General features: G+C 59.8%; 25 protein-coding genes and 1 tRNA gene. 15 read left to right on the top strand and 11 right to left on the bottom strand.

The annotated features are described in order from the left end of the window. Nucleotides 1–55 precede the first annotated feature (55 nt). The gene (locus AAC850_RS00495) at nt 56–490 is read right to left on the bottom strand and encodes a ferritin-like domain-containing protein (RefSeq protein ID WP_340586300.1); all 435 of its coding nucleotides are present in this window, start codon (nt 488–490) and stop codon (nt 56–58) included. A 244-nt stretch (nt 491–734) separates the two neighbouring features. Between AAC850_RS00495 and AAC850_RS00490 the strand changes: the two genes are divergently transcribed. The 5 genes from AAC850_RS00490 (at nt 735) to AAC850_RS00470 (ending at nt 3,973) form a co-directional block, all read left to right on the top strand. Further along, nucleotides 735–971, top strand: coding sequence for an acyl carrier protein (locus AAC850_RS00490; RefSeq protein WP_340586297.1), 237 nt, complete (start codon nt 735–737; stop codon nt 969–971). Nucleotides 972–1,070: 99 nt separating this feature from the next. Beyond that, on the top strand, nt 1,071–2,330 hold the full coding sequence (gene fabF, locus AAC850_RS00485; protein WP_340586296.1) for a beta-ketoacyl-ACP synthase II: 1,260 nt from the start codon (nt 1,071–1,073) through the stop codon (nt 2,328–2,330). Beyond that, entirely contained in the window at nt 2,331–3,302 is a 972-nt protein-coding gene (mltG, locus tag AAC850_RS00480) for an endolytic transglycosylase MltG (RefSeq protein ID WP_340586293.1), read from the top strand. A 44-nt stretch (nt 3,303–3,346) separates the two neighbouring features. Continuing rightward, complete coding sequence (locus tag AAC850_RS00475) at nt 3,347–3,826, top strand: 2'-5' RNA ligase family protein (protein WP_340587216.1); 480 nt, start codon at nt 3,347–3,349, stop codon at nt 3,824–3,826. 70 nt (nt 3,827–3,896) lie between these two features. After that, nucleotides 3,897–3,973, top strand: a tRNA-Met gene (locus tag AAC850_RS00470). A 284-nt stretch (nt 3,974–4,257) separates the two neighbouring features. On the opposite strand, the gene AAC850_RS00465 is transcribed toward AAC850_RS00470, so the two are convergent. The 3 genes from AAC850_RS00465 to AAC850_RS00455 form a co-directional block, all read right to left on the bottom strand. Beyond that, a complete protein-coding gene (locus AAC850_RS00465) occupies nt 4,258–4,788 on the bottom strand; it encodes an energy transducer TonB family protein (protein ID WP_340586289.1) in 531 nt (176 codons plus the stop codon). A gap of 659 nt (nt 4,789–5,447) precedes the next feature. Then, nucleotides 5,448–6,761, bottom strand: coding sequence for an MFS transporter (locus AAC850_RS00460; protein ID WP_340586287.1), 1,314 nt, complete (start codon nt 6,759–6,761; stop codon nt 5,448–5,450). Between the two features lie 96 nt (nt 6,762–6,857). Beyond that, on the bottom strand, nt 6,858–7,322 hold the full coding sequence (locus tag AAC850_RS00455) for a nuclear transport factor 2 family protein (protein WP_340586284.1): 465 nt from the start codon (nt 7,320–7,322) through the stop codon (nt 6,858–6,860). 398 nt (nt 7,323–7,720) lie between these two features. On the opposite strand from AAC850_RS00455, the gene AAC850_RS00450 reads away from it, so the two are divergent. From AAC850_RS00450 to AAC850_RS00440, 3 genes are read left to right on the top strand one after another with little or no spacing between them, the layout of a single operon-like run. Beyond that, nucleotides 7,721–8,434, top strand: a complete 714-nt coding sequence (locus AAC850_RS00450) for a VV20781 family protein (RefSeq protein WP_340586281.1) — start codon at nt 7,721–7,723, stop codon at nt 8,432–8,434. Next, complete coding sequence (locus tag AAC850_RS00445; protein ID WP_340586277.1) at nt 8,418–9,506, top strand: sensor histidine kinase; 1,089 nt, start codon at nt 8,418–8,420, stop codon at nt 9,504–9,506. Before AAC850_RS00450 ends, AAC850_RS00445 begins: the two co-directional genes overlap by 17 nt. A gap of 4 nt (nt 9,507–9,510) precedes the next feature. Further along, a complete protein-coding gene (locus tag AAC850_RS00440; RefSeq protein ID WP_340586274.1) occupies nt 9,511–10,266 on the top strand; it encodes a LytR/AlgR family response regulator transcription factor in 756 nt (251 codons plus the stop codon). Nucleotides 10,267–10,365: 99 nt separating this feature from the next. Here the strand turns inward: AAC850_RS00440 and AAC850_RS00435 are convergent, their stop codons facing one another. Next, entirely contained in the window at nt 10,366–10,974 is a 609-nt protein-coding gene (locus tag AAC850_RS00435; protein WP_340586272.1) for an outer membrane protein, read from the bottom strand. Nucleotides 10,975–11,300: 326 nt separating this feature from the next. Here AAC850_RS00435 and AAC850_RS00430 point away from each other — a divergent pair, with 326 nt between their 5' ends. Continuing rightward, nucleotides 11,301–13,631 (top strand): heavy metal translocating P-type ATPase, encoded by a 2,331-nt coding sequence (locus AAC850_RS00430; protein ID WP_340587215.1) that lies wholly within the window; start codon nt 11,301–11,303, stop codon nt 13,629–13,631. Further along, nucleotides 13,628–14,029, top strand: a complete 402-nt coding sequence (cueR, locus tag AAC850_RS00425; RefSeq protein WP_340586269.1) for a Cu(I)-responsive transcriptional regulator — start codon at nt 13,628–13,630, stop codon at nt 14,027–14,029. Before AAC850_RS00430 ends, cueR begins: the two co-directional genes overlap by 4 nt. A 23-nt stretch (nt 14,030–14,052) precedes the next feature. Here cueR and AAC850_RS00420 read toward each other — a convergent pair whose 3' ends face one another. After that, nucleotides 14,053–15,882, bottom strand: coding sequence for a DEAD/DEAH box helicase (locus AAC850_RS00420; RefSeq protein ID WP_340586266.1), 1,830 nt, complete (start codon nt 15,880–15,882; stop codon nt 14,053–14,055). 224 nt (nt 15,883–16,106) lie between these two features. Here AAC850_RS00420 and otsB point away from each other — a divergent pair, with 224 nt between their 5' ends. Genes otsB through AAC850_RS00405 form a run of 3 tightly spaced genes read left to right on the top strand, consistent with a single transcriptional unit; the run spans nt 16,107 to nt 20,110 of the window. After that, nucleotides 16,107–16,847 (top strand): trehalose-phosphatase, encoded by a 741-nt coding sequence (gene otsB, locus AAC850_RS00415; protein ID WP_340586263.1) that lies wholly within the window; start codon nt 16,107–16,109, stop codon nt 16,845–16,847. After that, a complete protein-coding gene (locus AAC850_RS00410; RefSeq protein WP_340586260.1) occupies nt 16,844–18,688 on the top strand; it encodes a glycoside hydrolase family 15 protein in 1,845 nt (614 codons plus the stop codon). The genes otsB and AAC850_RS00410 overlap by 4 nt, the downstream gene beginning before the upstream one ends. 21 nt (nt 18,689–18,709) lie before the next feature. After that, on the top strand, nt 18,710–20,110 hold the full coding sequence (locus AAC850_RS00405) for an alpha,alpha-trehalose-phosphate synthase (UDP-forming) (RefSeq protein WP_340586259.1): 1,401 nt from the start codon (nt 18,710–18,712) through the stop codon (nt 20,108–20,110). A gap of 12 nt (nt 20,111–20,122) precedes the next feature. Here the strand turns inward: AAC850_RS00405 and AAC850_RS00400 are convergent, their stop codons facing one another. The 4 genes from AAC850_RS00400 to AAC850_RS00385 form a co-directional block, all read right to left on the bottom strand. Continuing rightward, a complete protein-coding gene (locus AAC850_RS00400; RefSeq protein WP_340586257.1) occupies nt 20,123–20,578 on the bottom strand; it encodes a response regulator in 456 nt (151 codons plus the stop codon). An 85-nt stretch (nt 20,579–20,663) separates the two neighbouring features. Next, on the bottom strand, nt 20,664–21,113 hold the full coding sequence (locus AAC850_RS00395) for an MAPEG family protein (protein WP_340586254.1): 450 nt from the start codon (nt 21,111–21,113) through the stop codon (nt 20,664–20,666). Between the two features lie 9 nt (nt 21,114–21,122). Then, nucleotides 21,123–21,566, bottom strand: coding sequence for an MAPEG family protein (locus tag AAC850_RS00390; protein ID WP_340586252.1), 444 nt, complete (start codon nt 21,564–21,566; stop codon nt 21,123–21,125). A 64-nt stretch (nt 21,567–21,630) separates the two neighbouring features. Continuing rightward, complete coding sequence (locus AAC850_RS00385; RefSeq protein ID WP_340586249.1) at nt 21,631–22,608, bottom strand: threonine ammonia-lyase; 978 nt, start codon at nt 22,606–22,608, stop codon at nt 21,631–21,633. A gap of 251 nt (nt 22,609–22,859) precedes the next feature. On the opposite strand from AAC850_RS00385, the gene AAC850_RS00380 reads away from it, so the two are divergent. After that, on the top strand, nt 22,860–23,918 hold the full coding sequence (locus AAC850_RS00380) for a 1,9-bis(guanidino)-5-aza-nonane synthase (protein WP_340586247.1): 1,059 nt from the start codon (nt 22,860–22,862) through the stop codon (nt 23,916–23,918). On the opposite strand, the gene AAC850_RS00375 is transcribed toward AAC850_RS00380, so the two are convergent. Beyond that, complete coding sequence (locus AAC850_RS00375) at nt 23,915–24,868, bottom strand: DUF3137 domain-containing protein (RefSeq protein WP_340586245.1); 954 nt, start codon at nt 24,866–24,868, stop codon at nt 23,915–23,917. The genes AAC850_RS00380 and AAC850_RS00375 overlap by 4 nt on opposite strands. A gap of 81 nt (nt 24,869–24,949) precedes the next feature. Between AAC850_RS00375 and AAC850_RS00370 the strand changes: the two genes are divergently transcribed. Continuing rightward, complete coding sequence (locus AAC850_RS00370) at nt 24,950–25,504, top strand: LemA family protein (protein ID WP_340586244.1); 555 nt, start codon at nt 24,950–24,952, stop codon at nt 25,502–25,504. The last annotated feature ends 103 nt before the right edge of the window (nt 25,505–25,607 follow it).

The raw sequence follows: 25,607 nt of genomic DNA, 5'->3' as shown, positions 1-25,607 counted from the left end.
GGCTCCCGAAGAGGCCGCGCCCTAAACGTCGCATTGCTGCGGCGTTATTCAATAATCAGTCGAACTGCTTGGCGATCTGGTCACCGAACTGCTCGCCTTCGCAAATCTCGGCGTAGCACTGCTGCACGACGCTGCGTGACTGCGGGTCGAGGCTGTCATCTTCCAGAGCGCTTTCGAACTTGCCCTTGAGATAATCTTCGCCTTCTTCGACGCGCTCGGCAGCCGCTTCGTCGCTGTTTTCGAATGCGTCGGCAATGCTCATCCACATTTGATGCGCTTCACCGGTCATCGTTCCCTTGGTGACCAGCTCGCCGCCCTGGCGCTGGATCTCAGCGTTCATCTGGGCAACGGTCTGCTCACGCTTCTGGCAACGCTGCTGAAGGGCCTGCTTGAGCTGCGGGTTATCTGCCTTCTCGGCTGCCTTGCGATAGCCTTCGACCGAGTCGAATGCGGTATCTGTAAGGGACTTGAGAACACTATTGGCTGACATAAGAAAACTCCATTTTTCAGTTTGTTAACCTACCAATGCGCGGTGCGAGATATGTATCCTGCATTCATCGCAAGTTGCCCTCAATTCATCTCAATCAGAGTGCCTGAGGCGGGCTCATCGGCACAACACGATGTTAGGGCCTGTCGACCATGTCTGATATTCCGCCATCACGAGGTCTTGCGCTTGTCCGCCGCGTTCATTAGGGCGAAAGCATCAAGTCACCCCCAGGAAGAAGAGGGATTACATGAGCGATATTGCTGAGCGCGTTAAGAAGATCGTTGTCGAGCACCTTGGCGTCGAGGAAGACAAGGTCGCACCGGACGCGAGCTTCATCGATGATCTGGGCGCGGACAGCCTCGACATTGTCGAGCTGGTCATGGCTTTCGAAGAGGAGTTCGGCGTTGAAATTCCGGACGATGCTGCGGAAAAGATCAACACCGTCGGTGACGCCAACAAGTACATCGAAGAGAACGCCGGCTAACGCCGGCTTGGCCCTGTTCGCGAACGGTCCCGCCGGACGTGGACGGGGATGGAAGGCTCAGCCGCGTGGCTGGGCCTTTCTTGATTGCGGAGATAAGATATGCGGCGCGTAGTCGTAACCGGCCTCGGTCTTGTCACTCCTTTGGGTGGTGACGTTGAAACAAGTTGGAAGAACCTGATCGCTGCTGAAAGCGGTATCGGTACGATCACCAAGTTCGATGCCTCGGATCAGAAGTGCACCATCGCTGGCGAGGTGAAACCGGCTGACCATCCCTGGGGCTTCGACCCGAACAAGCGGGTGGATCACAAGATCCAGCGGCAGGTCGATCCGTTCATTGTTTTGGGCATCGATGCCGCCGGGCAAGCGCTGGAAGACGCTGGCCTGACCGACATGGATGACGCCATGAAGCAGCGCGCTGGTGTTTCTATCGGTTCGGGTATCGGCGGACTTCCGGGGATCGAGAGCGAGTCGCTCACTCTCGCCAACCGCGGTCCGGGCCGCGTATCGCCGCACTTCGTCCATGGACGCCTTATCAACCTCGTTTCGGGCCAGGTCTCGATCCAGTATGGCCTGATGGGTCCCAATCACGCTGTGGTGACCGCGTGCTCCACCGGGGCGCACTCCATCGGCGATGCCGCGCGCATGATCCGCGACGACGATGCTGACATCATGCTCGCTGGCGGCGCGGAATCGACCATCTGTCCGATCGGCATAGCCGGTTTCGCCCAGGCGCGGGCATTGAACACCTCGTTCAACGACCGTCCGACCGAAGCGAGCCGTCCCTATGACAAGGACCGCGAAGGCTTTGTGATGGGCGAAGGCGCAGGCGTCGTCGTGCTCGAGGAATATGAGCACGCCAAGGCACGTGGTGCAAAAATCTATGCCGAGGTGGTTGGCTATGGCCTGTCGGGCGATGCCTATCACGTGACCGCGCCGCACCCCGATGGGCTGGGCGCGGAAAATGCGATGCGCATGGCCATCCGCAAGGCAGGGATGGAACCATCCGACATCGACTATGTGAATGCCCACGGCACTTCGACCATGGCCGATACGATCGAACTGGCGGCCGTGCGCCGTGTGCTGGGCGATGACCTTGGTGGCGCTTCGATGAGCAGCACCAAATCGGCCATCGGCCACCTGCTCGGCGGTGCCGGGGCGGTGGAGGCAATCTTCTGCATCCTCGCCATTCGCGACCAGGTGGTTCCGCCAACTCTCAACCTGCACAATCCGGATGACGGCACCGAAGGCGTAGACCTCGTTCCGCTCACTGCGAAAAAGCGGGAAGTGAACGCGGTTCTCAACAACAGCTTCGGCTTTGGTGGCACCAATGCTTCGCTGGTGATGAAGCGGGTCGATTAAATGAAGAAATTGCTCGCGACCCTTGTCGCGCTTGGCGTGCTGCTGGTCGCCGGTATCGGCGGCTGGTTCGCGCTGGGCTGGTACGCCGGGTCGCAGGTGGAGGAGGAAACTTCCTTCATCGTGCCTTCGGGCGCGACCCTGACGAGTGTCGCGCGTGGACTGGAGGAAGAGGGGCATATAGGCTCCGCCGATCGCTTCCTGCTGCGTGCGAAGATCCTTGGCAGCAGCGACCCGATCAAGGCTGGCGAATTCCTCCTGCCAAAGGGCGCGAGCAGCGCAAAAATCCTCGACACCTTCCAGCACGGCGACGTTATCCGCCGTTTCGTGACAGTCCCCGAAGGGACGCCATCGGTCATCGTGCACGATCTGCTAATGGCGGAGGAACTGCTGGTCGGAGAGATTCCGGTGCCGGAGGAAGGCTCGGTCCTTCCCAACACCTATGATTACGAACGCGGCGAAGAACGCATCGCAGTACTTGCCCGAATGCAGCGTGCGATGGACGAAACGCTGGCCGAGCTGTGGCCCAACCGCTCGGACCGAACGGTGGTGAACAGCCCGCAGGAAGCCGTCATCCTCGCTTCCATCGTCGAAAAAGAAACCGGCGTGCCGGAAGAGCGCCGCATGGTCGCAGGGCTCTATTCCAACCGCATCCGGCAGGGCATCATGCTGCAGGCCGATCCCACTATCATTTACCCGATCACCCGTGGTCGTCCGCTCGGCCGTCGCATCCGCCAGTCGGAAATCCAGGCGATCAACGATTACAACACCTATTCCATGGTCGGAATGCCGCGTGGACCGATCACCAATCCGGGCCGCGCAAGCATCGAAGCTGTGCTCAATCCGGAACAGACCGACGCGATCTTCATGGTCGCCGACGGTTCGGGCGGGCACGAGTTCAACGCGACGATCGAGGGCCACAACGCCGCTGTCGAACGCTGGTTTGCGCTGCGGCGCGAACGCGGAGAAATGTGATCGGGAAGGAAAGCTCCGGTCCCGCGCCGCTGATCCTGACGGCAATGTTGCCCGATGATCTGCACAGCTGGGCCACGGGCCTGCGCAATGCGCATTTCCCGCCAGAACGCAATTACTTGGAAGCACACGTCACCCTGTTCCACGCGCTGCCGCCCAGCTGCGAAGGCGAGGTGCGCGATTGCTGCGCTGCGCTTGCTCGCGACCATGGGCCGGTACCCGCACGGTCGCTCGGCATCATGAAGCTCGGCAAGGGCACCGCGCTGAAGCTGGAGAGCGAGGGCATGATTGCGCTGTGGCAAGACCTGGCAGACAGGTTCCACGGCTTGCTTACCCCGCAGGACGAGCATCGGCCACGCCTCCACGTGACGATACAGAACAAGGTCAGCCTCGAAGAAGCAAAGGCGCTGCAGGCCGAATTGGCGCCGCTGGTCATGCCGCGCGATTTCGCCTTCGCCGGTCTTGCTCTCCACGCCTATCGCGGCGGACCGTGGGAACACCTCAAGAGCTGGCGTTTTCGCGGTTGACCCCGCGCACGCGCCTGCTAAATGCGCCGCCTGTCCAGTGCCGCTTCGCGCCGCACGGACTCCCTTTTGGGGCGGAGTAGCTCAGGTGGTTAGAGCAGCGGAATCATAATCCGCGTGTCGGGGGTTCAAGTCCCTCCTCCGCTACCAATTTCAGGAAAACATTAGAAGGCGGGCTTAGCCCTTCGAGACCACGAGAGGTAGCGCCTGCTTCTGCTGGATCCGACTGGTCCAATTCTTGGGTGAGCGCGTAAGTGATCAAGGATTGATCGCGCCTCCTATCCCTCTGATCAGATACCATTTCCCGATTGGTATCGGACACATGAGAGTGGATGATGGGTCGCTTCAAGGCGACTGACAATAGGCGAGATCCGACGCCGTGGATAGCCATCCGCAGCATGGCAATTCACGACGTCAGAACTAGTGAGGCCTGGTTAACGGGCGTTGACAGCCGCCCCCAGGTTTAGCGCCAAGACGGGGGGCTCACCCCGCTCGCGCGCCAAAGCTATGCGAGCGCTTTCCGCGCGCTCCAGTTGCCTGAATATGCGTTCTGCCTGCCGTCCCCTTGCGGCGAATACAATATTTGCCTGAATCACTTGGCGATCAGAGTTTGCGATATGGGGAGGTGAAATATCGCTCAACCTTGAGATGGCCCACAAAGCTGCTCTGTCGAGACGATTGCTACCTGAGTCCCCGATGAGGGTCAGGTCTTCTGCAACGCCCGCACCATTGGTGATGAATTGCACTCGCACAAATCCAACGTCCTGCCTCCGGATCCCAAAGCTGTAGCGAGCTAGGACATCATCCAGTTGTTGTGAAACATGCGCAGCATACCGCGCTTCTTCGGAGGTCGGCTGGACAAGAATACTTTGCTCATCAGGATCTTGGTCCTGTGCCGCCAGCGGTAGAGACAGCGTGATACCTGCAGACACAAGTGCAATGGTTGCGATACGTAGAGTTTTCATCAGATCATCCTTTCAAAGCTAAAAAGATGACCGGCCACAGAATGTTCGCGCCAAACGCGACCCATATTTTTATCGGCGTGCTCGATCCAAGGTCGATCACGTCCCCAAGGTCTGCGGAACTTTAAGGATCACAGAAAACTACGCTTAGCGAAACAATTGAACAAGGGCGTAAGTTACGAAACGCAATCTATGTATGACAGATCATATTATCTGATAACAGACAATCCTGATGTGTTCCGGAAAAGAAATATTGATAAATACTTGTGATGTAACCTATCTTTGTTTGCTACCGAGATTGAAACGACTCGGAAGCGATCAACGGATAGACATTCGAAGTGCTATATGTTGAACTTGCAATGCTTGCGAAACTTGAAGTTGAAATCGAGGCTCATCATGCGCGCGCCTACGCTGCTCACTTAGCGCATTAGGCACTTGCAACGGCACTGAAACTACAGCAGCAGGTGCACCAAGTATTCGGGTCGTTAGCTTACAGGCTGCTTCGCCGCTCACATTCCGCGTGCCAGGGGTTCAAGTCCCACCCCCGCTACCTTAGCCGAACAAGCTGCTGCAGACACTTGGCACGTGCTTTAGAATCGATAGCTGTGACATGTAGCCGCCAAGCTGCGGTGCTGTTGCACGCAGGAGAACTTCCGCCAACATCAGACAGGCACGGGGTCTCGTTCGATGTGTACTGGCCCATCACACCTGTTCGGCAGCCTCAGAAATATCACCAAGGTCATAGCGAGCAACATGCCTGCGGCCATGACGGTAAGCACCCCGGTAACACCTCCAAAGCCTTCGACGATGGCGAAAGTGAAGCCGGCAAAGCTTATGCCTTGGTTCGAGAATGCCATGTATATCGAGAATTGCGAGGCTCCGGTTTTTGGGTCGCAAAAGTTCATGGTGATCGCTGCTTGCGGGGCGCTGAGCAAGAAGTAGAGCACCGTCCAGCCGATCACGATAATCGTCATCATGACGCTGGATGACCAAAGGTCCTCGAGCGAAACAAAAAGCAGGATTGCTCCTGCAAATATCGCCAGAGTTATGATCTGGAACCGTTTCATTCCCACGCGGGCGGTCAGATAGCCGCCGAGTGAAATTGTCACCAGCGCTGCAGACAATTGCGCGATTCCGTTTGCCGAACCCAACTGTGCCTCGTTCCATCCGGCAAAGTTGGCAGCAATCAGCGGAACGGCGACAGTCATCGTGCCGTATCCTGCACCGATGATGAAAGTGACGGCGACGAATTGAAGGCTGTTGGGTCGCACAAGCAACCGGAACGCTTCCTTGACTAGCGGCCACCATGCTTGCGCCTGATATTGCCTGCTTGCATCATGAACTTGCCCCGAACTCCACGGAAGACGCTTTTCTCCCTGTCGTTCGCGGATCCAGATGAGATAGGCGGTGACGAAGGCCATGATCGCGGCGCATGCGGTAAAGGCTGCACCTGGCCCGAAATTGAAGATCACGATGCTTGCGGCAGAAGCCGAGATCGAGATGCCTAAGGCCTGTCCGCCCGACATCAGCCCGCCAGCGAAACCGCGCTCTTCGTCGACAACCATGTCGACGGCTAATGCATCGGCGGCCACGTCTTGAAAAACGACCGCTGAATTTACGGCAAATGCAACCAGGCCAAGCAAGATCGCGTCCCGCGGTTCTGGATCAAGCAGAGCGCATGCCAGCAGCGCGGCTACCATTGCGACCTGTGCGCCAATCAACCAGGCCCTGCGCCGACCCATGGGCAAAAACGCATACCGGTCCATGAGGAAGCCGTTGATGAACTTGAGGCTCCACGGAAGCCCGATCATGCCTATCACATAACCGATCTCAGCCCCGGTAGCGCCGTTTGCGGCCATCCAGGCCGGTATCGCGAAATCGAACAGCCCTATGGGAATTCCCTGGGCGACATAGAGGATCAGGATGGTGAAGAGGCGGAGCTTCTTGCTCCCCTCCATACAGGGCTGCGCTGTCATATTTCCGTGGCCTCGAATTGTCCGGGTGTAGCTATCCGGCCTTGAGCGGTCCGTCAGACAGCGAGACTGTCTGACGGACCAATACAAATATTCGGATCAGTCGTCCGAGCCTGCGCTCGTCGATTCACACATCCATCCGAGGAAGCGCCATTCGCCACTGCGTTTGACAAGCGTGTCCGCGCAGCGCTCGACGCTGGTATCGCGCTCGCCTTCATGGTCCGTCTCGACGATGTTGGCGAAGTAGTAGGCTATGGCAGTATCGCCGCTGACAGTGATCTTGATCGGGTCGAGCCTGTAGTAAAGGACCTCTCCCTCGGACCCGAAGACTCTCGTGCGTGCAGCCATCTGATCGCGCGAAGTCGGAACCGGGTATTGGTTGTTCCAGCCATATCCCGCAGGATCCAGATCTTCGTGCCAGGTCCCCGGATCTGTGTGTTCGGCCCAAGCAGAAGACACGAAGGTCCAGGCTTCGCTTTGTTCGGCACTCCATTCCTGCGCGTGGGCAGGTGCTGCAAGCGAAGCGCAGCCGAATGCGGCAATCGTAAATATAAGTCTTTTCATGTGTATCTCCCTGATAATAATCCGGATTAGCGCCGAATTGCTAGACAGGGAGCTTGCAAGATCCGAAACAAGGCGTGCGAATTATAAATTCCGAATTGATCGCCTCTACTTATATTGCGCGAAAGATATTTAGCCCCCTGAGATCAACACTCTAAGGATGGAGATATAGGAGTCAATAAATCTGGCTTCGGCGAACTTCTTACAAGAGGGGTATTGGAAGCGTGTCTTGGATAGGCATACGAAAGCATGGCCGGCACTGTCGCCATCCTGATTGGTCGCAAAATCTCCGGTTTTTGTCGCGTAAGTGCAGGGTGTCGTGGTTAGGCAGCGTATCGAGAGAGCGCATCTGCATTTGCGTGCAGTTGAATGCATATTCGTTCGCAGAAGGAAGCTCTCGAATGCGCAAATTCACGCTTGTCGTCCTGGCATTGCTCGCAAGTGCATGTTCCGCCATCACTCCCGCGCAAATGCGGCTACCGCAATCGCTTGCCGATCAGTCTGCCCGAATGCCGGTGGAGGGTATTGGCGGCTGGAGAAGCGGGCGGTTCCGGACCGGTCCCTACATTGGCAATTATGATCGATCCGAAGAACGGCTTGCCTTTTTTTTCGACACTCTCATCCGCAATTCGGGTCATTCGAGCTTCGTGATCGAGGGGCCGGGCATCAGTTCTAACATCGAGGCAGAGTGCCGGATGCGCGAGCGCGTGCTCGATTTCGGGATCGTGGAATTCACGCCGAGGCGCATGGCCTATCGCTGCGAATTCACGGCCGCGGGACGATCAATGCCGGCGCGGTTCGAATTGCAGGAGGTACGCAGCGGCCTGGGAGGAATGCTCAACCGGCGCGAGCGCCGCGGAGAGATTGCGCTGGGCGGTGAAACGGTGCAAATTCGCTCGGTTCATAAACTCGTTGGATCGCCGATCGAAATGGCCAATCCCATCGGATATGTATTCGAGCAATACGGGCAACCGGTCGGAGCCGTCGAGGTAAACGGTTCGCCGGTGATCTATCTTGGCCAGCGGAATGACGAGGGACTTTCGCGCACGATTACGATCGGCGCCATGGCGCTGGCTATATTCTGGGACCCTGCGAACAGTGCGCTCGCTGACTGACCTTTCTCCCCTTGCGCCTTTCCGCGACAGGGAAGGGCGGCTTGCCATTGCGATAACGCTGGGTGTCTGGTTCATCAGTTCGATCCTGTTCGTCATTCCCATGGCCGTCGCCGGGCAGGAGATGACGCTGCAAATGGCGTGGTCGATTGTCGCCATCGCGCTGGGCGGATCGCTGGTTTCCCTGATCCTGATGGTATTCGTCTGGCGCGTTTTCGAAAGCGAGAAGCGCTTGAAGGTGCCAAAGGCAATCCTCGCCATTATGGTCGCGGCAACGGTGCTCACCCTGATCGATCTCGCCGCGGCAAAGCTGTTTATTTCGATCCAGCCGGGCAGCCAGCTCGGGAGCGGGCTGGTCTTCCGGGCGACTAACAACTTTGCTGTTTTCATCCCCCATTTCGGATTGCTCGGGGCGTTGTATGCCCTGCTCGCGCACAACCGGAAGGCGACCTTGCAGGAGCGCCTGCTGGCCGATGCCAATTCACTTGCGCAGCAGGCGCGGCTGTCGGCGCTGCGGTATCAGCTCAACCCGCATTTCCTGTTCAACACGCTCAATTCGATATCATCGCTTGTCGTGACCGGACGCAACAGGGACGCCGAGGAAATGCTCGCCCGGCTGTCCGAATTCCTGCGCACTACGCTGGCCGCCGATCCGGAGAACACGCAAACGCTGGAAGGTGAACTGGAAACGGTCGATGCCTATCTTGGGATCGAACGCATCCGCTTTGGCGACCGTCTGGGGTTCGACCTGGAATGCCCCGCCGAGCTGCGCGACGCACTGATGCCGCAATTCCTGCTCCAGCCGCTGGTCGAGAACGCGATCAAATACGGAGTGGCGCCGACCGAGGACATGGTGACCATCGCCGTTGACGTCCGTCAGGAATCCGATCGCCTTGCAGTCACCGTTCGCAACGACGCGCCCGGCCATCCGCCGTCATCGCACGGTGCAGGGGTCGGGTTGCGCAACGTGCGCGACCGGTTGCAGGCACTGTTTGGTGATCTCGGCACGCTCGAGACGCAATCACGGGGCGGCAAATACACTGCCGTGATCCGCTTGCCACTGGTTCTGGGATAGTCGCATGATGCGGGTCTTGATCGTCGATGATGAGCAATTGGCGATAGACCGGCTGGCGGGCTTCCTGTCGGACATTGATGGTGTCGAAGTCGTGGGGAATGCCTGCAACGCGCGCGCGGCCTCACAAGCTATAGTTGAACTGCACCCGGACCTTGTCCTGCTTGATATCCAGATGCCGGGACGCAGCGGAATGGCGCTTGCAGCCGATCTTCCCGCTGAAGATCGCCCCGAGATCGTTTTCGTGACCGCCTTCGAACATTTCGCGCCCGACGCATTTTCAGTCGATGCGGCAGACTATTTGTTGAAGCCGGTGCGGTTCGACCGGCTCAAGCAGGCGATCGTCCGCGCGCAGCGACGCATCAGGCTCAGTATCGCGGCCGCCCAGGGGGAAAAGGTCGTAGCCGAAACCAGCCGCTATCTGCGCGAGATCTGGGTTTCGGTGCGCGATGGACAAGTTCGGCTCGATGTCGAACTCATCGAGTGGATCGAAGCGGCCAAGGACTACGTCCTGCTGCACACGGCGACCCGCAGCTATCTGCACCGCATTTCGATGAGCGCGCTTGAGGAAAAGCTCGATCCGGAGGCGCTGATGCGCGTTCACCGTTCGGCGTTCGTGCGCCCCAGCCTGGTCGAAAAGCTGGAGCGTCCGGGGAAGGGCAGTCTCAACCTTGTCCTGCGAGATGGCGCCATTGTTCAGGTCGGTCCGAGCTACGTAAAGGACGTGCTGCGCCGGATTGGACCGGCACCTGCCTCCCAGTAATGCGGCCCAGTACTACGCCCCGTCAGATAGACGGAAAAGTGCCCGCCCGGCACAATGGCCGGGCGGGCGCGCTTCTGTCTGGACGGGGAGTTGGGATCGTCAGAAGCGCAAGCCTGCGGTCAGCATGACCTGGTGACGGCTGGTTTCGAAGTCGGTGTCGGAGAACGAGCCGTAGTCGGAGTAGCGATATTCGAGGCGGGCGAATGGCTGGCCGAGATCATACTCGATGCCACCGCCAACGCGCCAACCATCGGTATTGCCGCTCTCGGCTTCGACCAGATCATCCATCGAATAGGTCGCGGTAAATCGTTGGTTGGAATAGCCGCCCTTGGCATAGACCATGAGCGATTCTGTCACCGGCACACCAACACGAACGCCGGCATAGATGTCTCGCCCGGCCGACAAGGTGAGCAGATCGCCGGTTTCCAGCACGTCCGCCGCCGAAGCGCTTACCGAGCTGTCCGACAGTTCGGCTTCCACGCCCACCACGACATTGCCGAGGTTCACATCATATCCCAGCGCAATGCCATAGGCGATGCCATCTTCTGACGAATCGTCCTCGTCACCGCCGGACGAGAAGGTGTCGTAGCCGGCAGTTGCGCCGACCCAGGGTCCGTTGAAAGGTTGGTCATCCTGCGCATAGGCGGGGGTGACGATGACCAATATCGAAGCGGCGAAGATCGCCGAAGCAAGTGCAGTCATATTCATGATAAGCTCCTTCTTATGGGCGATTGTGGGTGCCCGTTATTGTTGGAGCGCCAGTCCATCCGGCGTTCCCAGGAGCTCATTCTCACGATTGTCTGGCAAGGTCGGCGGATCGTCGACCTGTTCGGCTAATTGCGCGACCGGAGCGGCACAGCAGCGACGAAGATCGGTTTTGCCGCGACCAATCCGGATGCCGGTGAGGAAACCAATTCGTTCCAGCCGCACCCCAGATGTGGAGGCAAAAGATTACCGCTTGACCCTGACATCGTGTTAAGGTGCATTTGTGCAGTCGGCAAAGGAGAAAGCCGATGACAAACCATGATTCGCATATGTGTACGCACACGCATTCCCACCGCGATCACGCGGTTCATGCGGTTGACCCGGTCTGCGGAATGTCCGTCGACCCTTCCGTAACCTCGCACAACGCGCAGCACGACGGGCAAGAGTACCATTTCTGCAGTGCATCGTGCCGAACCAAATTCGTCGGTGATCCCGCGCGCTGGCTTGAAGCTGACACTATCGCCGAACCGGACGAGGCAGTCGAAGGCACCATGTGGACCTGTCCGATGCATCCCGAGATCCGGCAGGACCATCCGGGCGCGTGCCCGATTTGCGGCATGGCACTCGAACCCGAGATACCCGACCTCAACGCCGGACCGAATGAAGAACTGATCGACATGACCCGCCGGTTCTGGATCGGGCTGGTGCTCGCGCTTCCGGTTTTCGTGCTCGAGATGGGCAGCCACATTTTTCCAGCGATCCAACGGCTCGTCCCGATGGAGCTGTCGGCGTGGCTGCAATTCGCTTTGGCTACGCCGGTCGTGCTGTGGGCTGGCCTGCCGTTCTTCCAGCGCGGTCTGGCATCGCTGAAGAGCCGCAACCTCAACATGTTCACCCTGATCTCGATGGGGACGGGGATCGCCTGGACCTACAGCGTCGTCGCGCTGATGGCGCCGCAACTGTTTCCCGCAGAACTCAGGGGTCATGGCGGGCTGATGCCGGTCTATTTTGAGGCTGCGGCAGTGATCATCGTACTGGTATTGCTTGGGCAGGTGCTGGAACTGCGTGCACGCGACCGTACATCGGGTGCCATTCGCGCCTTGCTCGACCTCGCCCCCAAGACTGCGCTTCGCATGAATCCTGACGGCGGCGATATCGAGGTGCCACTGGAAGAAGTGATGGTCGGCGACCTGTTGCGGGTTCGTCCGGGTGAGAAGGTGCCTGTCGACGGTCTCGTGGAAGATGGCCGCTCTACGCTGGACGAGGCGCTCGTTACCGGGGAATCCATGCCGCTCGCCAAGGAGGCGGGTGACAAGGTCATCGGCGGTACAATCAACCAGACCGGTGCCCTTGTCATTCGCGCCGAGGCGGTTGGTCGTGACACCATGCTGTCACGCATCGTGCAAATGGTTGCCGACGCGCAACGCTCGCGCGCGCCGATCCAGCGGCTTGCCGACCAGGTGGCTGGCTGGTTTGTGCCGGCGGTTCTCATCGTCGCAATCGCGGCATTCGCAGCATGGTCGCTGTGGGGGCCGGAGCCGCGCCTCACCTTTGGCCTGCTTGCAGCCGTTTCGGTGTTAATCATCGCCTGTCCCTGTGCGCTTGGACTGGCGACGCCGATGTCGATCATGGTCGGTGTCGGACGCGGTGCCTCGATGGGCGTGCTGATTAAGGATGCAGCAGCTCTCGAACGGCTCGAGAAGGTCGATACGCTGGTGGTCGACAAGACCGGCACGTTGACCGAAGGCAAGCCTGCGCTGACGCGGATTGTCACAGCGAACGGCTTTGAAGAGGGTGACATCCTGCGCCTTGCAGCCGCTGTCGAACGCTCTGCCGAGCATCCGCTTGCAAAAGCCATCGTCGAAGCTGCCGAGGACCGCTCTATCGATATACCGGATGTTCGGGATTTCGACGCGCCCACCGGCAGGGGTGCGACAGGCATTGTCGACGGGCGCAGGATCGCTCTGGGCAATGCGCGCTTCATGGCCGAAATCGACGTTGCCACGGCTGGCTTGGAGACTGCGGCTGAGATACTTCGTAGTGAAGGCGCGACCGCGATCTTTGTCGCGATAGATGGCGCTATCGCCGGGGTCATTGCAGTCGCCGATCCGGTCAAGGCAAGCACGCCTGCGGCCCTTGCTGCGCTAAACGAGGCCGGCATCCGCATCATCATGCTGACCGGGGACAATTTTACCACCGCGAAGGCCGTCGCCGACCGGTTGGGTATCGACAATGTCGAGGCTGATGTCCTGCCCGATCGCAAGAGCGCCGTGGTGGGCCGCCTGCAAGCCGAAGGCAATGTGGTCGCCATGGCGGGTGACGGTGTGAACGATGCTCCTGCACTCGCGGGAGCCGATGTTGGCATCGCGATGGGTTCTGGCACCGACGTGGCGCTCGAAAGTGCCGGTGTGACGCTCCTGAAGGGCGATCTGACGGGGATCGTGACAGCCATCAAGCTGAGCCGCGCAACCATGTCCAACATCAGGCAGAACCTGTTCTTCGCCTTCATCTACAACGCATTGGGCGTGCCGGTCGCAGCAGGGGTGCTGTATCCCGCGTTCGGGATTCTGCTTTCCCCGATCATTGCTGCCGGAGCGATGGCTCTGTCTTCGGTCAGTGTCGTCGGCAATGCCCTGCGGCTGAACAGGACAAAGCTATGAATATCGGAAGCGCATCACGAGCTAGCGGCGTGTCGGAACGGATGATCCGGCATTACGAGAAGATTAGCCTTATCCCGCCGCCAGCGCGGCGGGATAGTGGCTATCGCGACTATTCGGATGCCGACGTAAACCGCTTGCATTTTGCCGCCAACGCCCGCGACCTCGGCTTCTCGGTCGAGGAAATCCGCCAGCTGCTCGGGCTGTGGGGCGATGAGCACCGGACCAGCGCCGATGTGAAGGCGCTGGCGCTGGCGAAGGCCGAAGAGCTTGGTCGAAAAGCTGAAGCACTCGCCGCAATGCGCGCATCGCTGCTCGACCTTGCCAGCAAGTGCCATGGCGGTGATCGGCCCGAATGCCCGATCATCGATAGGATCGCCCGGACCGACTCAAAGTCCTGATCATTGCCGGTGAACGCGAGGGATCACTCCGGTCCGCGTGGTTTGCGGACAGCCGGCTTGCCGCCCTTGCGGTGCTTCTTCGGCGGTTTTGCGCCCGCGTCATGCGGTTTGGCATCGTGCTTCTTGCCGCCATGCTTTCTGGGCTTGTCGAACCTCTTGCCGCTCGGCTTCGGCCTGACCCTCGGCCCGTCGGCATTGCTGCGCGAGTTGCGGCGATTGCCTTTGCCGTGTGGTCCGTCGGGCGGACCGCTGGCCGAGCTTTCGATCGTCACCACCTCTTCATCGCCGTCCGATCCGGCTGTGCGGGCAACAGCGTCAGCGAATTTGTCCGCCACATTGCGCGGGATCTGGAAGTAAGTTTCGGCGGGACCGATACGAATAGCACCGATTTCGTTGCGGGTGATGTGCCCGCGACGGCACAGCAATGGCAGGATCCAGCGCGGATCCGCGTTCTGTCGGCGGCCGATGTCCATGCGGAACCAGACCGTGTCTTCGAAACCGGGGCGATGACGCTCTTTCTGGGCCTCGCGCCGCGCCTCTGGCGTATTGGCGATCAGCTCTTCCGGCTCAGGCAGTGTGGCGCGGTGCGCGTGCACCAGCATGGCTGCGATTTCTGCGGGGGTGCGCTGGGCAAGCAGGCGGTCGGCCAGTTCCTGGTCGCCTTCGGAAATCTCGACCGGTTCCAGCAGCTTCGTGAGCAAACGCTCCCGGTCTTGCGCCTTGATGGCCTTGCGGTCGGGCGCGTCGGTCCAATCGGCGTTGATCTTCGCACTGCGCAACATCGATTCCACGCGCTTGCGGCGGGAGAAGGGGACGATCAGGACCGCCGTGCCTTTCCTGCCAGCGCGTCCGGTGCGGCCCGAACGGTGCTGCAAGGTCTCCGCATCGCGCGGTATCTCAACATGAACGACGAGGCTGAGCGTAGGAAGGTCGATACCGCGCGCGGCGACATCGGTAGCGACACAGACCCGTGCACGCTTGTCACGCAAGGCTTGCAGAGCCTGGTTGCGTTCCTGCTGCGAGTGTTCGCCAGACAGGGCGACGACCGCAAAGCCGCGTTCCTGCAAGGTGGCGTGCAGATGGCGGACCTTTTCCCGCGTGGCGCAGAACAGGATGGCGGTTTCCGCCTCGTGAAAACGCAGCAGATTGACGACCGCGTTCTCGATTTCTGGCGGAGATACGGTGACCGCCTGATAGGCGATATCGCCATGGCCACGGCCTTCGCTGATCGTCGCAATGCGCAGGGCATCACGCTGGTAGCGGCGAGCAAGGGCCTCGATCGGCTTGGGCATGGTTGCTGAGAACAGCAGCGTACGGCGACTTTCCGGCGTGGCGTCGAGGATTTCCTCAAGCTCTTCGCGGAAGCCCATGTCGAGCATTTCGTCGGCTTCATCGAGCACGACCGCGGCCAGTCCAGACAAGTCGAGAGCGCCGCGTTCGAGATGGTCGCGCAGGCGCCCCGGCGTGCCGACAACAATCGTCGCGCCCGACTTCAGCACCTTGCGTTCCTGCGAGGGATTCATGCCGCCAACGCAAGTGGCCACGCGTGCGCCCGCCTTGCTGTAAAGCCAGGAAAGCTCCCGGCTGACTTGCAGCGCAAGTTCGCGGGTCGGTGCAATTACCAACGCGAGCGGCGATGTCGAGTACGGCACCTTGTCGCCTTCGCCGAGCAAGGCGTCGGCCATGGCGAGGCCAAATGCGACGGTCTTGCCCGAACCGGTCTGCGCGGAAACAATGAGATCGCGGCCAGCGGCCTGTGGCTGGAGAACCTCTGCCTGAACGGGTGTGGCCGTATCATAGTCGCGCTCGGCAAGGGCAGCCGCAAGGCTGGTGGGAAGGTCGGGGAAAGTCATGGCGAATGCTCGTTTGTGAGGACGCACCGGGGTGCGCCGTGCAGCTTGTCAGCTAGCGATTTGGGGGGCGGGCGCAGGCGGCGCCGCTCTTCTCGGACCGGCCATAGGCGTATTGCGAGCATTTGGCTTGCGAAAAATGCTCGCACCCCAATGACGCAGCGGGTCTGTGATGAAGGAAGCGCAGCAATTGACCTGTGCGCCGTGATCGTCCAACCGTGGCTGCGATGACGGTGCATGACCTTCCGCCGCCGCCCGCTCCGGCTGAACTCTCCGCCGACGGGCCTGTCGCCATCTTCCTCGATTTCGACGGAACACTGGTCGACATCGCGCCCACCCCCGACTCGATCCAAGTCCCCGGCGATATGGCGACACGCCTCGCGGCGCTCGCTGCGCGTTACGATGGCCGTGTGGCGCTTATCAGCGGACGTGCGATCAGCGATCTGGAGCGGCATCTTGGTCCCGTGACGATTGCTTGCGCCGGTTCGCATGGCTCCGACTGCCGCTCGGCCGACGGGCAGCCCATCGGTGACACGCCCGACGGGCTGCCGGACGAGGTCCTACGGGAAATTGCGGATTTCGCGGCTGCCAATGAGGTAGTGCGAGAAGACAAGCCGCACGGAGCCGCGCTGCATTTCCGCGCCAATCCCGCGCTCGAGGACAAGGGCGTAGCTTTTGCGAAGGAGCTCGCCGCGCGCCATGATCTTGAGGTCAAGCGCGGGAAGCGTGTGATCGAACTTGTTGCGCGTGGCGATGGCAAGGCGGGGGCAGTGCGCGCCTTCATGCAGACACCGCAATTCGCAGGCGCACGGCCAATCTTCGTAGGGGACGATGTCACCGACGAAGATGGTATGCGGGCAGCGGTGGAATTGGGCGGTTTCGGCGTGGCTGTCGGAGAGCGGCCAAGCGAGAATGCCAAATATGCCCTTGCGCGTCCTGCTGCAGTGCACCATTGGTTGGAATTGTGAACACAGAAAAGACCAACGCACTCACCGGCGACGCCGTTGCCAACAGCCAACATTCCAGCAGCCTCGAGCTATGGCCCATCGGAAATTGCCAGGTTTCCGGCCTGATCGACAGGAGCGGCGCGCTTGTCTGGGGATGCGTTCCACGCGTCGATGGCGATCCGGTATTCTGCGCGCTGATGAACGGCGACAACCAGGACGCAGGCGTCTGGCGGTTCGAGCTCGATGGCCAGGTCAGCGCCACGCAGGAATATATCCGCAACACGCCTATTTTGCTAACCCGGCTTGAAGCCGAGGATGGCAGCGCGGTTGAAATCCTCGATTTCTGTCCGCGTTACGAAGGTCTGGGGCGAATGTATCGCCCTGTAGCCTGGTCGCGCATCGTGCGCCCGGCGGCGGGCAACCCGCGTATCCGCGTGGTCCTGCGCCCGATGAAGAACTACGGCGCCTCGCTTGCCGAAACGACCAGCGGCACCAACCATATCCGTTACCTAGTCGGCCCGCAGGCGCTGCGCCTGTCGACCGACGCTCCGGTTGGCTATATCAACGAAAACCGGTACTTCCGGATCGAGGACGATACACATTTCTTCCTCGGCCCCGATGAGCCATTCGTCGGCAATCTGCGCGAGGAAATTCGCCGGATGGAGCAGTCGACACGCAAGTATTGGCAGCACTGGTCGCGCGGGCTGGCAACACCTTACGAATGGCAGGATGAAGTCATCCGCTGCGCCATCTCGCTCAAGCTGTGCCAGCACGAGGAAACCGGAGCGATTGTCGCGGCGCTGACGACCTCGATTCCCGAAGCTCCGCATTCGGAGCGGAACTGGGACTATCGCTACTGCTGGATACGCGATTCCTATTACACGGTGCAGGCCCTCAACCGGCTCGGCGCGCTTGATGTGCTGGAAAAATATCTCGGTTATCTGCGCAACATAGTTGACGCTTCGAAAGGAGGGCAGATCCAGCCGCTCTACTCGGTCATGGGCCAAAGCGAGCTGAATGAGACGACTGCATCCTATCTCGTAGGCTATCGCGGAATGGGTCCGGTGCGCGTCGGCAACGCGGCGTACAAGCAGATCCAGCACGATTGTTACGGCCAGATCGTCCTACCCACCGCACAAGGCTTCCTTGACCGGCGGCTGCTGCGCATAGCGGACGAAGGCGATTTCGCCAGTCTGGAAGAGGTGGGCGAAACCGCCTGGAAAATGCACGACCAGCCCGATGCCGGACTGTGGGAATTCCGCACCCGGCAGGAAGTCCACACCTATTCCGCGGTCATGTGCTGGGCGGCGTGCGATCGCTTGGCAAACGTTGCCGAATACCTCGAAAAGGCAGATCGCGCGGCGTTGTGGCGCGAGCGGGCCGATGCGATCCGCGCTACCATCGAGGAGAAGGCGTGGAAGGCAAACGGTGAGGGCGGCCATTACGGAGCCAGCTTCGAAAGCGATTACCTCGACGCGAGCCTGCTGCAATTGCTCGAACTGCGCTACATTGATCCGGAGGACGAGCGCTTCCAGTCGACTTTCACCCAGATCGAACGTGAATTGCGGCGCGGCGAACACATGCTGCGCTATGCCGCCGAGGATGATTTCGGCGCGCCCGAGACTGCGTTCAACATTTGCACCTTCTGGCTGATCGAAGCGCTCGCCTTCATGGGCCGCAAGGACGAGGCACGCGAGCTGTTCGTGACCATGCTCGGCCACCGCACCGGATCGGGTCTGCTATCGGAGGACATGGACTTCGAGACAGGCGAGTTGTGGGGCAATTTCCCGCAGACCTATTCTCTGGTAGGAACAATCAATTGTGCCGGCCTTTTATCGAAGAGCTGGAACACAGTCCGCTAGAGGCGGACAGTCAGGGGAAAAGTGCCAAGACTTGTCGTGATTTCGAACCGCGTTGCCGTTCCCAAGGCGCGCGGGGTCGCAGGCGCGCAGGGCGGGCTCGCGGGGGCCCTCAACGCGGCGTTGAAAGCCAATGGCGGTATCTGGTTTGGCTGGTCCGGGCAGGAGATCGACGAGTTTACCGGCAGCATCAATTACACCCGCTCCGTCGATGGAGTGACGACCGCGACGATCGATCTCGAACACCAGGATGTCGAGGAGTATTACAACGGCTACGCCAATTCGACGCTGTGGCCACTGTTCCATTACCGCATCGACTTGACCAAGTTCGAACGCGAATACGGCAAGGGTTATGAACGGGTCAACGAACGCATCGCGGACAGTGCGCTGCCGCTGATCGAGCCGGAGGACCAGGTCTGGGTCCACGATTACCACCTGCTGCCGCTGGCCGAACGGCTGCGCTCGATGGGGGTGAAGAACAAGATCGGCTTCTTCCTCCACACGCCGTGGCCGCCGACAAACCTGTTCGTTTCCCTGCCCTATCACGAGCGACTTGTGCAGGCGATGTTGCACTATGATTTGCTGGGCTTCCAGTGTGATGCCTGGCTCGACAGCTTCCTGCACTACTGCTGGAAGGAGCTTGGCGCGCAGGTCGACTATACAACGGGGGAAATCACTCTCGACGGACGCACGATTACAGCTCGTGCCTATCCCATCGGTATCGACTTCGATTTCTTCGCCAGCAAGATAGAGACGAGGGAAGCGCAGGCCGCCCACAAACGCCTGCTTGCATCAACGCGGGACCGCACCGCGATGATCGGGGTCGACCGGCTCGACTATTCCAAAGGATTGCCCGAACGTCTTGACGGCATCTCACGCTTTTTCGATCGCCATCCCGAACGGGTGCGCGACCTCGTCTTCATCCAGATCGCGCCGCCCAGCCGGGAAGATATCGGCAGCTACCAGGACATCCGCGCCACGCTCGAGCAGAAGACCGGACAGATCAACGGGGCGCGTTCCGATGTCGACCTCGTGCCCGTCCGCTATGTAAACCGCGGCTATAGCCAGGAAGAACTGGTCGGCTTCTACCGTGGAGCCAAGATCGGGCTGGTTACGCCCCTTCGTGACGGGATGAACCTTGTCGCCAAGGAATATATTGCAGCGCAGGATCCCGAAGATCCCGGCGTGCTGATCCTGTCCCGCTTCGCCGGCGCTGCCCAGCAGATGGATTGCGACGGGGAGGGAGCCTTGCTCATCAATCCCCACAGCGCGGATGACCTGGCGCACAATATCCACCTGGCACTCGATATGCCGCTGGCCGAGCGCAAGGCGCGGTACGAAAAGCTGATCGTCACCGTGCGCGATGAGAACGTGCACCGCTGGACGGAAAACTTTATTTCCGACCTGACGAATATCGCTTCCTAAGGGGCTCGCCGCTCAGATCGCCCGTATCGGTCGGGGCACCAGTGCCGGAGCATCTTCATAATCGGTCATCCTCGCCCGGACACTCTTCCGGGCCCGACCCTCTCGCGAGCGCAAGGCCTGCCTGACCCGGTAAACCAGCATTTTCTCGCTGAAAGGCTTGCGGATATAGTCCTGCGCGCCGTTGTAGTAGGCGATGTGTTCTTCCCGCACGCCTTGTACGCCGGTCAGCATGATTACCGGAATATCGTAATATCGCGATGAATTGCGCAAGCGGCGCAGAAGCGTGGTGCCATTTTCGCCCGGCATATTCTGGTCGAGCAGGATGAGATCGGGCCTTCGCTTCGCCAGAACCTCCATGGCGGATCTGGTGTCGCACACCCAGCCGCACGCCATTCCTGCATTAAGCAAGACCTGCGCAGCATGTTCGGCAACAATGTCGTCATCATCGACGACGAGAATATGTGCCATGTCAGTGGGTTCCTTCGGTCAGCGTTCGCTACCTTATGGCAGACGCTGTTCGCGAAGGGCTGAAAGGCGGACTAGGCCTTAACCCCTAGAGGTTGGACACGCCCATCGCTGCAATGACGATCAGGGCCAGCAACGCGATCTGTGACAGGCTAAACAGGCTGAAGCGCAGCAGGACCTTGTTGATCGTCACCTGCACCAGCGAATGCAGCACGCGGAACGCGACGTAAACCCACGCGAGCCACACTGCCGCGCCAGCGCCAACCGCATTCGCTTCCGCTGTTTGCGAATGGAGCAGGGCGAGAACAAGCGCGACTGCATAAAACAGCGTAGGTGCTTCGTGCAGGTGATTGTAATTGTGGGCCTTCCACTGGACTTGCGGCGATAACAGCTTGTCGAGAGACGCATCCGGATCAAGCGCCAGACTGTCCGGATCAATCCTGGCTGCCGACATGGCCGGGAGCCGTGTTGCATACATCCACAGCCAGATTACCATGGTCCAGGCGAGCAAGGCGACAACGGGTTGCAGGATTGCCATGGCGGCCCCCTATATCGTGGCGATAAGCGCGTGAATGGACAGCATCAGGAGGATGATACTGGAGACGGTGAAGATCATCAGCCGCACCGGAATCGTGTTCACCAGAGCCTGCCACAGCGAATGCGCGACACGAAGCGCGACATAAGCCCAGGCCAGCCACAGATCGAGCTGTGACGTGCCCACTATGGCGTGGATGATGACCACCGCATAAAACACCGTCGGCTGTTCCATCAAATGGGTGTAATTATGCGCCTTCCAGTTCACATTATCGGGGATGAGGCCTTCGAGGTCCTGCCCGCGTCCACCAGCGCGCGATTTGCTCACCATCCCGCTGCTGCCCTTTTCGGAGCGCATCTTCTTCATCGCCGGGAAGCGCGTTCCGGCCATCCAGAACAACATGATCATGGACCAGATCGCCAACGCGGCAGCGGGCGCGAGAATTTCGGTGCTCATGCTTATCCCCTCCGTATTTGTGCTGCGGAAGGTGCTTTGCGGAATTTAGATTGTCAATTGCAACCTAATTGCAATCCCCGATTACCTGCGTGAAGGAGGCTGCATCCACATTGCCGCCCGTGATCATCACAACAGTAGCGTCATCAACCTGCACCTTGTTTGCCAGAACTGCCGCCAACGCTGCCGCGCCGCCCGGTTCAACCACCAAACGCAAGTGCGAGAAAGCAAAGCGTTGTGCTGCTCGGATTTCGCTTTCGGATACGCGCGCCCATTCGCGGCAATTCCTGTACAGGACTGCGAAGTTGATCGGGAATGTCGCGAAGGTCTGCAAGGCATCGCAGGCGGTCGGTGGCGGATTGCTTCCGACGTTCTGGATTTCGCCGCTTTCCAGACTGCGACAGATATCGTCCCAGCCCTCGGGCTCCACGGGCACGACCGATGCATCGGGGCAAGCAAGGCTAAGTCCGGAGGACAGGCCGCCGCCGCCACAGCAGGCTATGATGCGGCTGACCTTTCGATCGGCTTGCGCTTCCAACTGTGTCGCAATCTCGATTCCGGCGCTGCCCTGTCCTTCGATCACCCACGGATCGCCGAACGCGTGGACATAGGTCGCGCCCTTTTCACGAGCGATATTCTTCGCGATCTCCTCGCGGTTTTCGGTGTGGCGGTCGTAGGTGATTACCTGCGCGCCGTATTCCTTCGTGCGCTCCAGCTTCACGCGCGGCGCATCGGCGGGCATGACGATCGTGGCGTCAATACCCAGCCTGCGCGCTGCCCAGGCCACGCCTTGCGCGTGATTGCCGCTGGATACGGCGACAACGCCGCGCGCCCGTTCATCGTCCGACAGGGCAGAAAGTCGATGCCACGCGCCGCGAATCTTGAAAGCGCCCATGGGCTGCAGGCACTCTGCCTTTGCCCAGATCGTACGCCCGTCATGCTCGAACGGCAGCAACGGGGTCGGGGGAAGGATTGCGGCGACTTTCGCGGCCGCTTCGATTACGCCTTCGCGTGTCGGGACGCGATCAATAGTGTGCTCAGTCATCGCGAGGCTTGTGCGCGTTATCCTACACCAAGGGAAGCCGGGCAGTGCACTGATGATGCCAATCTCCACCAATTTTTCGCCCTTTGATGCTGCAATCTCTGGAAGCGATGAAGCGGTCAGCTTTTTTCGTGGTCAGGACTGTGCTCCATGTGCTCCAAATTAGCTTCGCCTCTTCACTTTTGCCGCGTTTTGGGGAACGGGGAGATTACGCCCGGTGTTAGAACCGGAGTATCCAATGGAGTAAAATGACAATGAGCACATCGGCGATCAACGACACGCGCAAGAAGGAACTGCTTTCGACCGAGGTCGAGCATATCGACATCACCAGCTTCGACGCGCGCCCGATCATTGAATCGATGGGCAAGATGAGCTTCACCAGCCGCGATCTCGCGCGCGCCACCGGCATCTACAACCAGATGCTGGAGGACAAGGATTGCACCATTTTTCTCGTCATCGCCGGCTCCACCAGCGCGGGCGGCTGCATGGACCTGTATGCGGAACTGATCCGTTCCAACATGGTCGATTGCGTCGTGGCGACGGGCGCGACCATCGTCGACATGGATTTCTTCGAGGGGCTTGGTCACAAGCATTATCAGGCAAAGGAAATTCCCGACGACGATACGCTGCGCTCGCTCTATATCGACCGTATTTACGATACCTACATCGATGAAGAACAGCTTCAGGACTGCGATTTCACGATCAATAAGATCGCCAATGACCTGCCTCCAGGGCCTTATTCCAGCCGCGCATTCATACGTGAAATGGGCAAATATCTGGTCGAACACGGCAAGAAGGAAAACAGCCTCGTCAAGCTCGCCTACGAACATGACGTGCCGATCTTCTGCCCGGCCTTTGTCGATAGCTCGGCCGGCTTTGGCCTGGTGAAGCACCAGGTCGACCAGATGGAAAAGGGCGAGCCCTATCTGATGATCGACGCGGTGGCCGATTTCCGCGAACTGACCGACATCAAGATCAAGGGCGGCGAAAGCGGCCTGCTGATGATCGGCGGCGGCGTGCCGAAGAACTTCATCCAGGATACCGTCGTCTGCGCCGAAATCCTTGGCCATGAAGACGTCAGCGTGCACAAATACGCCATCCAGATCACCGTTGCCGATGTGCGCGACGGAGCGTGCTCTTCCTCCACGCTGCAAGAGGCGGCAAGCTGGGGCAAGGTCAACACCGGGATCGAACAGATGGTGTTTGCCGAAGCCGGCAGCGTCATGCCGTTGCTCGCCAGCGACGCCTATCACCGTGAAGCGTGGAAGACCCGCGAGAAGCGCCGCTGGGCCAAGCTGTTCGACAAGAGCTAACGCTGCGTCAGCGGCTCGCGGCTGTTCAGTTCGTGGGCGAGCGCGGCGATATTGGCGAATTGGTCGACGGTCTTTTCGATACGGCGACGGTCATCGCGTGCTTCGATGCTGCCGCTCTCGAACATGTTGCCGGTCTTCAGCGTGACGACGAGGCTGCCTTCGTGGAAGATGGTGGCCACGTCCTCGCCGCGGTAGCTGCGCTCGAGCGCGATGAGCCGCTCTACATAGAGCGGGTCGATCAGGTGCCGCGCCTCGGTCTGGTCGCTGGTGTAGATGTCGAAACGGTCCTCAAAATCGGGGTGTGTCATGTCGGCAAAGTCGAGCTGTTTGCCGATTACCTTCACGCTGTCCTTCTTGGAGCCAAAGAAGCTGCGGAAGGCATTGTCACGCAGCAGCAATGTCGTCCCGTGGAAACGCCGTGAATAGCCCACGCTCATCACGATACCGCGAAACACCGTCACCCATCGGCGGTTCTTGCCCGATCCGCGGCGCTCTTCAAGATGGCACTCGTGCAGCGAAAAGGGGATTTCACCAAAGTGGCCGCTCCACTGGTCCTCGAAATTTGCACGATCGTGCTTTGGTAGCAGTTTGCAGGCCTTCGCAAGCTCGAAGGGCTGGCCGCCATCACAATCGTGGAGGTATTCGAGATCGAGGGCTTCGGCGATGGCATCGTTGATGCCCACCTTCACAGTCCTGACCGCGCGCTTGACCGGGCCCTGCGCCCAGGCAAATCCAAGCATACCGAGGACCGCGGTAACCCACACGACCGGGGAAAAATCGAGCCGGAAGGTGATCCAGACGAATGCGGCAAGCGGCAGGAGGACAAGCAGGACGACGAAACGGCGGTTCCAGGTGCTCTTTTTCGCTTCCTCGCGAACGCTTTCCTGTTCCGAAAGCCATTGGCCAAGCGGCCCTGCCATCAAGGCGTCGATGTCCGGCCGCTCTATCATCGAATCCCCCTTCACCCCTTTCCGATGGTCGGCATTCATGGCACACAATGCGCCAACAGGGGTAGGGGAAGGAATTCACCGATGGAATTGATTGTCCTGATTGTCATCATTGGCGTGTTGCTGGTGGTTGGGATTGGCATCTACAACCGGCTTGTGGCCCTGCGGCAGAACGTCAATCAGGGCGTGGCCGATATCGATGCGCAATTGCGCCAGCGGCATGATCTCATCCCCAATCTGGTGAGCACCGTGAAGGGCTACGCCTCCCATGAGGCAGAGACGCTGGAAGCCGTAATCGCGGCGCGCAACCAGGCAGCAAGCGGCTCGGTCAATTCGCAGGACGAAGCGGCGCTGCGCGTTGCGCTGGACAAGGTGCTCGCGCTCGGAGAGGCCTACCCGGACCTCAAGGCGAATACCAATTTCCAGGAACTCCAGCGCGAACTGGCAAATGTAGAGGACAAACTGGCTGCTGCACGGCGCGCTCTCAATGCGGCGGTATCGCGGTACAATACCGGTCGCGAGAGCTTTCCTGCCGTCATGTTTGCCGGAATGCTGGGCTTTCAGGAAGCCGATTTCCACCGGCTCGACGATAGCGAAAAGGGTGTTGTTGATCAGGTGCCTGACGTCGATTTTGCCTGATTGTGTAGACCCTGCATTTCCGCTTGCGATTTCGCGGCGGCGCATTATATGCGCGCTTCCGCTGCCCCAAGGGACACCCACCGCAAGGCAGCTACTTGTTGGT

The sequence above is a fragment of the Erythrobacter alti genome, from assembly GCF_037996805.1.
Lineage (GTDB): Bacteria > Pseudomonadota > Alphaproteobacteria > Sphingomonadales > Sphingomonadaceae > Alteraurantiacibacter > Alteraurantiacibacter alti.
Note: the sequence above shows the minus strand (reverse complement) of the source record. Positions and strands in the feature narration are given on the sequence as shown.

Bases quoted from the DNA above. Each gene is read 5' to 3' on its own strand.
- AAC850_RS00495 (WP_340586300.1), bottom strand. From the start codon at position 490: ATGTCAGCCAATAGTGTTCTCAAGTCCCTTACAGATACCGCATTCGAC.
- AAC850_RS00490 (WP_340586297.1), top strand. From the start codon at position 735: ATGAGCGATATTGCTGAGCGCGTTAAGAAGATCGTTGTCGAGCACCTT.
- fabF (WP_340586296.1), top strand. From the start codon at position 1,071: ATGCGGCGCGTAGTCGTAACCGGCCTCGGTCTTGTCACTCCTTTGGGT.
- mltG (WP_340586293.1), top strand. From the start codon at position 2,331: ATGAAGAAATTGCTCGCGACCCTTGTCGCGCTTGGCGTGCTGCTGGTC.
- AAC850_RS00475 (WP_340587216.1), top strand. From the start codon at position 3,347: ATGTTGCCCGATGATCTGCACAGCTGGGCCACGGGCCTGCGCAATGCG.
- AAC850_RS00465 (WP_340586289.1), bottom strand. From the start codon at position 4,788: ATGAAAACTCTACGTATCGCAACCATTGCACTTGTGTCTGCAGGTATC.
- AAC850_RS00460 (WP_340586287.1), bottom strand. From the start codon at position 6,761: ATGACAGCGCAGCCCTGTATGGAGGGGAGCAAGAAGCTCCGCCTCTTC.
- AAC850_RS00455 (WP_340586284.1), bottom strand. From the start codon at position 7,322: ATGAAAAGACTTATATTTACGATTGCCGCATTCGGCTGCGCTTCGCTT.
- AAC850_RS00450 (WP_340586281.1), top strand. From the start codon at position 7,721: ATGCGCAAATTCACGCTTGTCGTCCTGGCATTGCTCGCAAGTGCATGT.
- AAC850_RS00440 (WP_340586274.1), top strand. From the start codon at position 9,511: ATGATGCGGGTCTTGATCGTCGATGATGAGCAATTGGCGATAGACCGG.
- AAC850_RS00435 (WP_340586272.1), bottom strand. From the start codon at position 10,974: ATGAATATGACTGCACTTGCTTCGGCGATCTTCGCCGCTTCGATATTG.
- AAC850_RS00430 (WP_340587215.1), top strand. From the start codon at position 11,301: ATGTGTACGCACACGCATTCCCACCGCGATCACGCGGTTCATGCGGTT.
- cueR (WP_340586269.1), top strand. From the start codon at position 13,628: ATGAATATCGGAAGCGCATCACGAGCTAGCGGCGTGTCGGAACGGATG.
- AAC850_RS00420 (WP_340586266.1), bottom strand. From the start codon at position 15,882: ATGACTTTCCCCGACCTTCCCACCAGCCTTGCGGCTGCCCTTGCCGAG.
- otsB (WP_340586263.1), top strand. From the start codon at position 16,107: ATGACGGTGCATGACCTTCCGCCGCCGCCCGCTCCGGCTGAACTCTCC.
- AAC850_RS00400 (WP_340586257.1), bottom strand. From the start codon at position 20,578: ATGGCACATATTCTCGTCGTCGATGATGACGACATTGTTGCCGAACAT.
- AAC850_RS00395 (WP_340586254.1), bottom strand. From the start codon at position 21,113: ATGGCAATCCTGCAACCCGTTGTCGCCTTGCTCGCCTGGACCATGGTA.
- AAC850_RS00390 (WP_340586252.1), bottom strand. From the start codon at position 21,566: ATGAGCACCGAAATTCTCGCGCCCGCTGCCGCGTTGGCGATCTGGTCC.
- AAC850_RS00385 (WP_340586249.1), bottom strand. From the start codon at position 22,608: ATGACTGAGCACACTATTGATCGCGTCCCGACACGCGAAGGCGTAATC.
- AAC850_RS00380 (WP_340586247.1), top strand. From the start codon at position 22,860: ATGAGCACATCGGCGATCAACGACACGCGCAAGAAGGAACTGCTTTCG.
- AAC850_RS00375 (WP_340586245.1), bottom strand. From the start codon at position 24,868: ATGATAGAGCGGCCGGACATCGACGCCTTGATGGCAGGGCCGCTTGGC.
- AAC850_RS00370 (WP_340586244.1), top strand. From the start codon at position 24,950: ATGGAATTGATTGTCCTGATTGTCATCATTGGCGTGTTGCTGGTGGTT.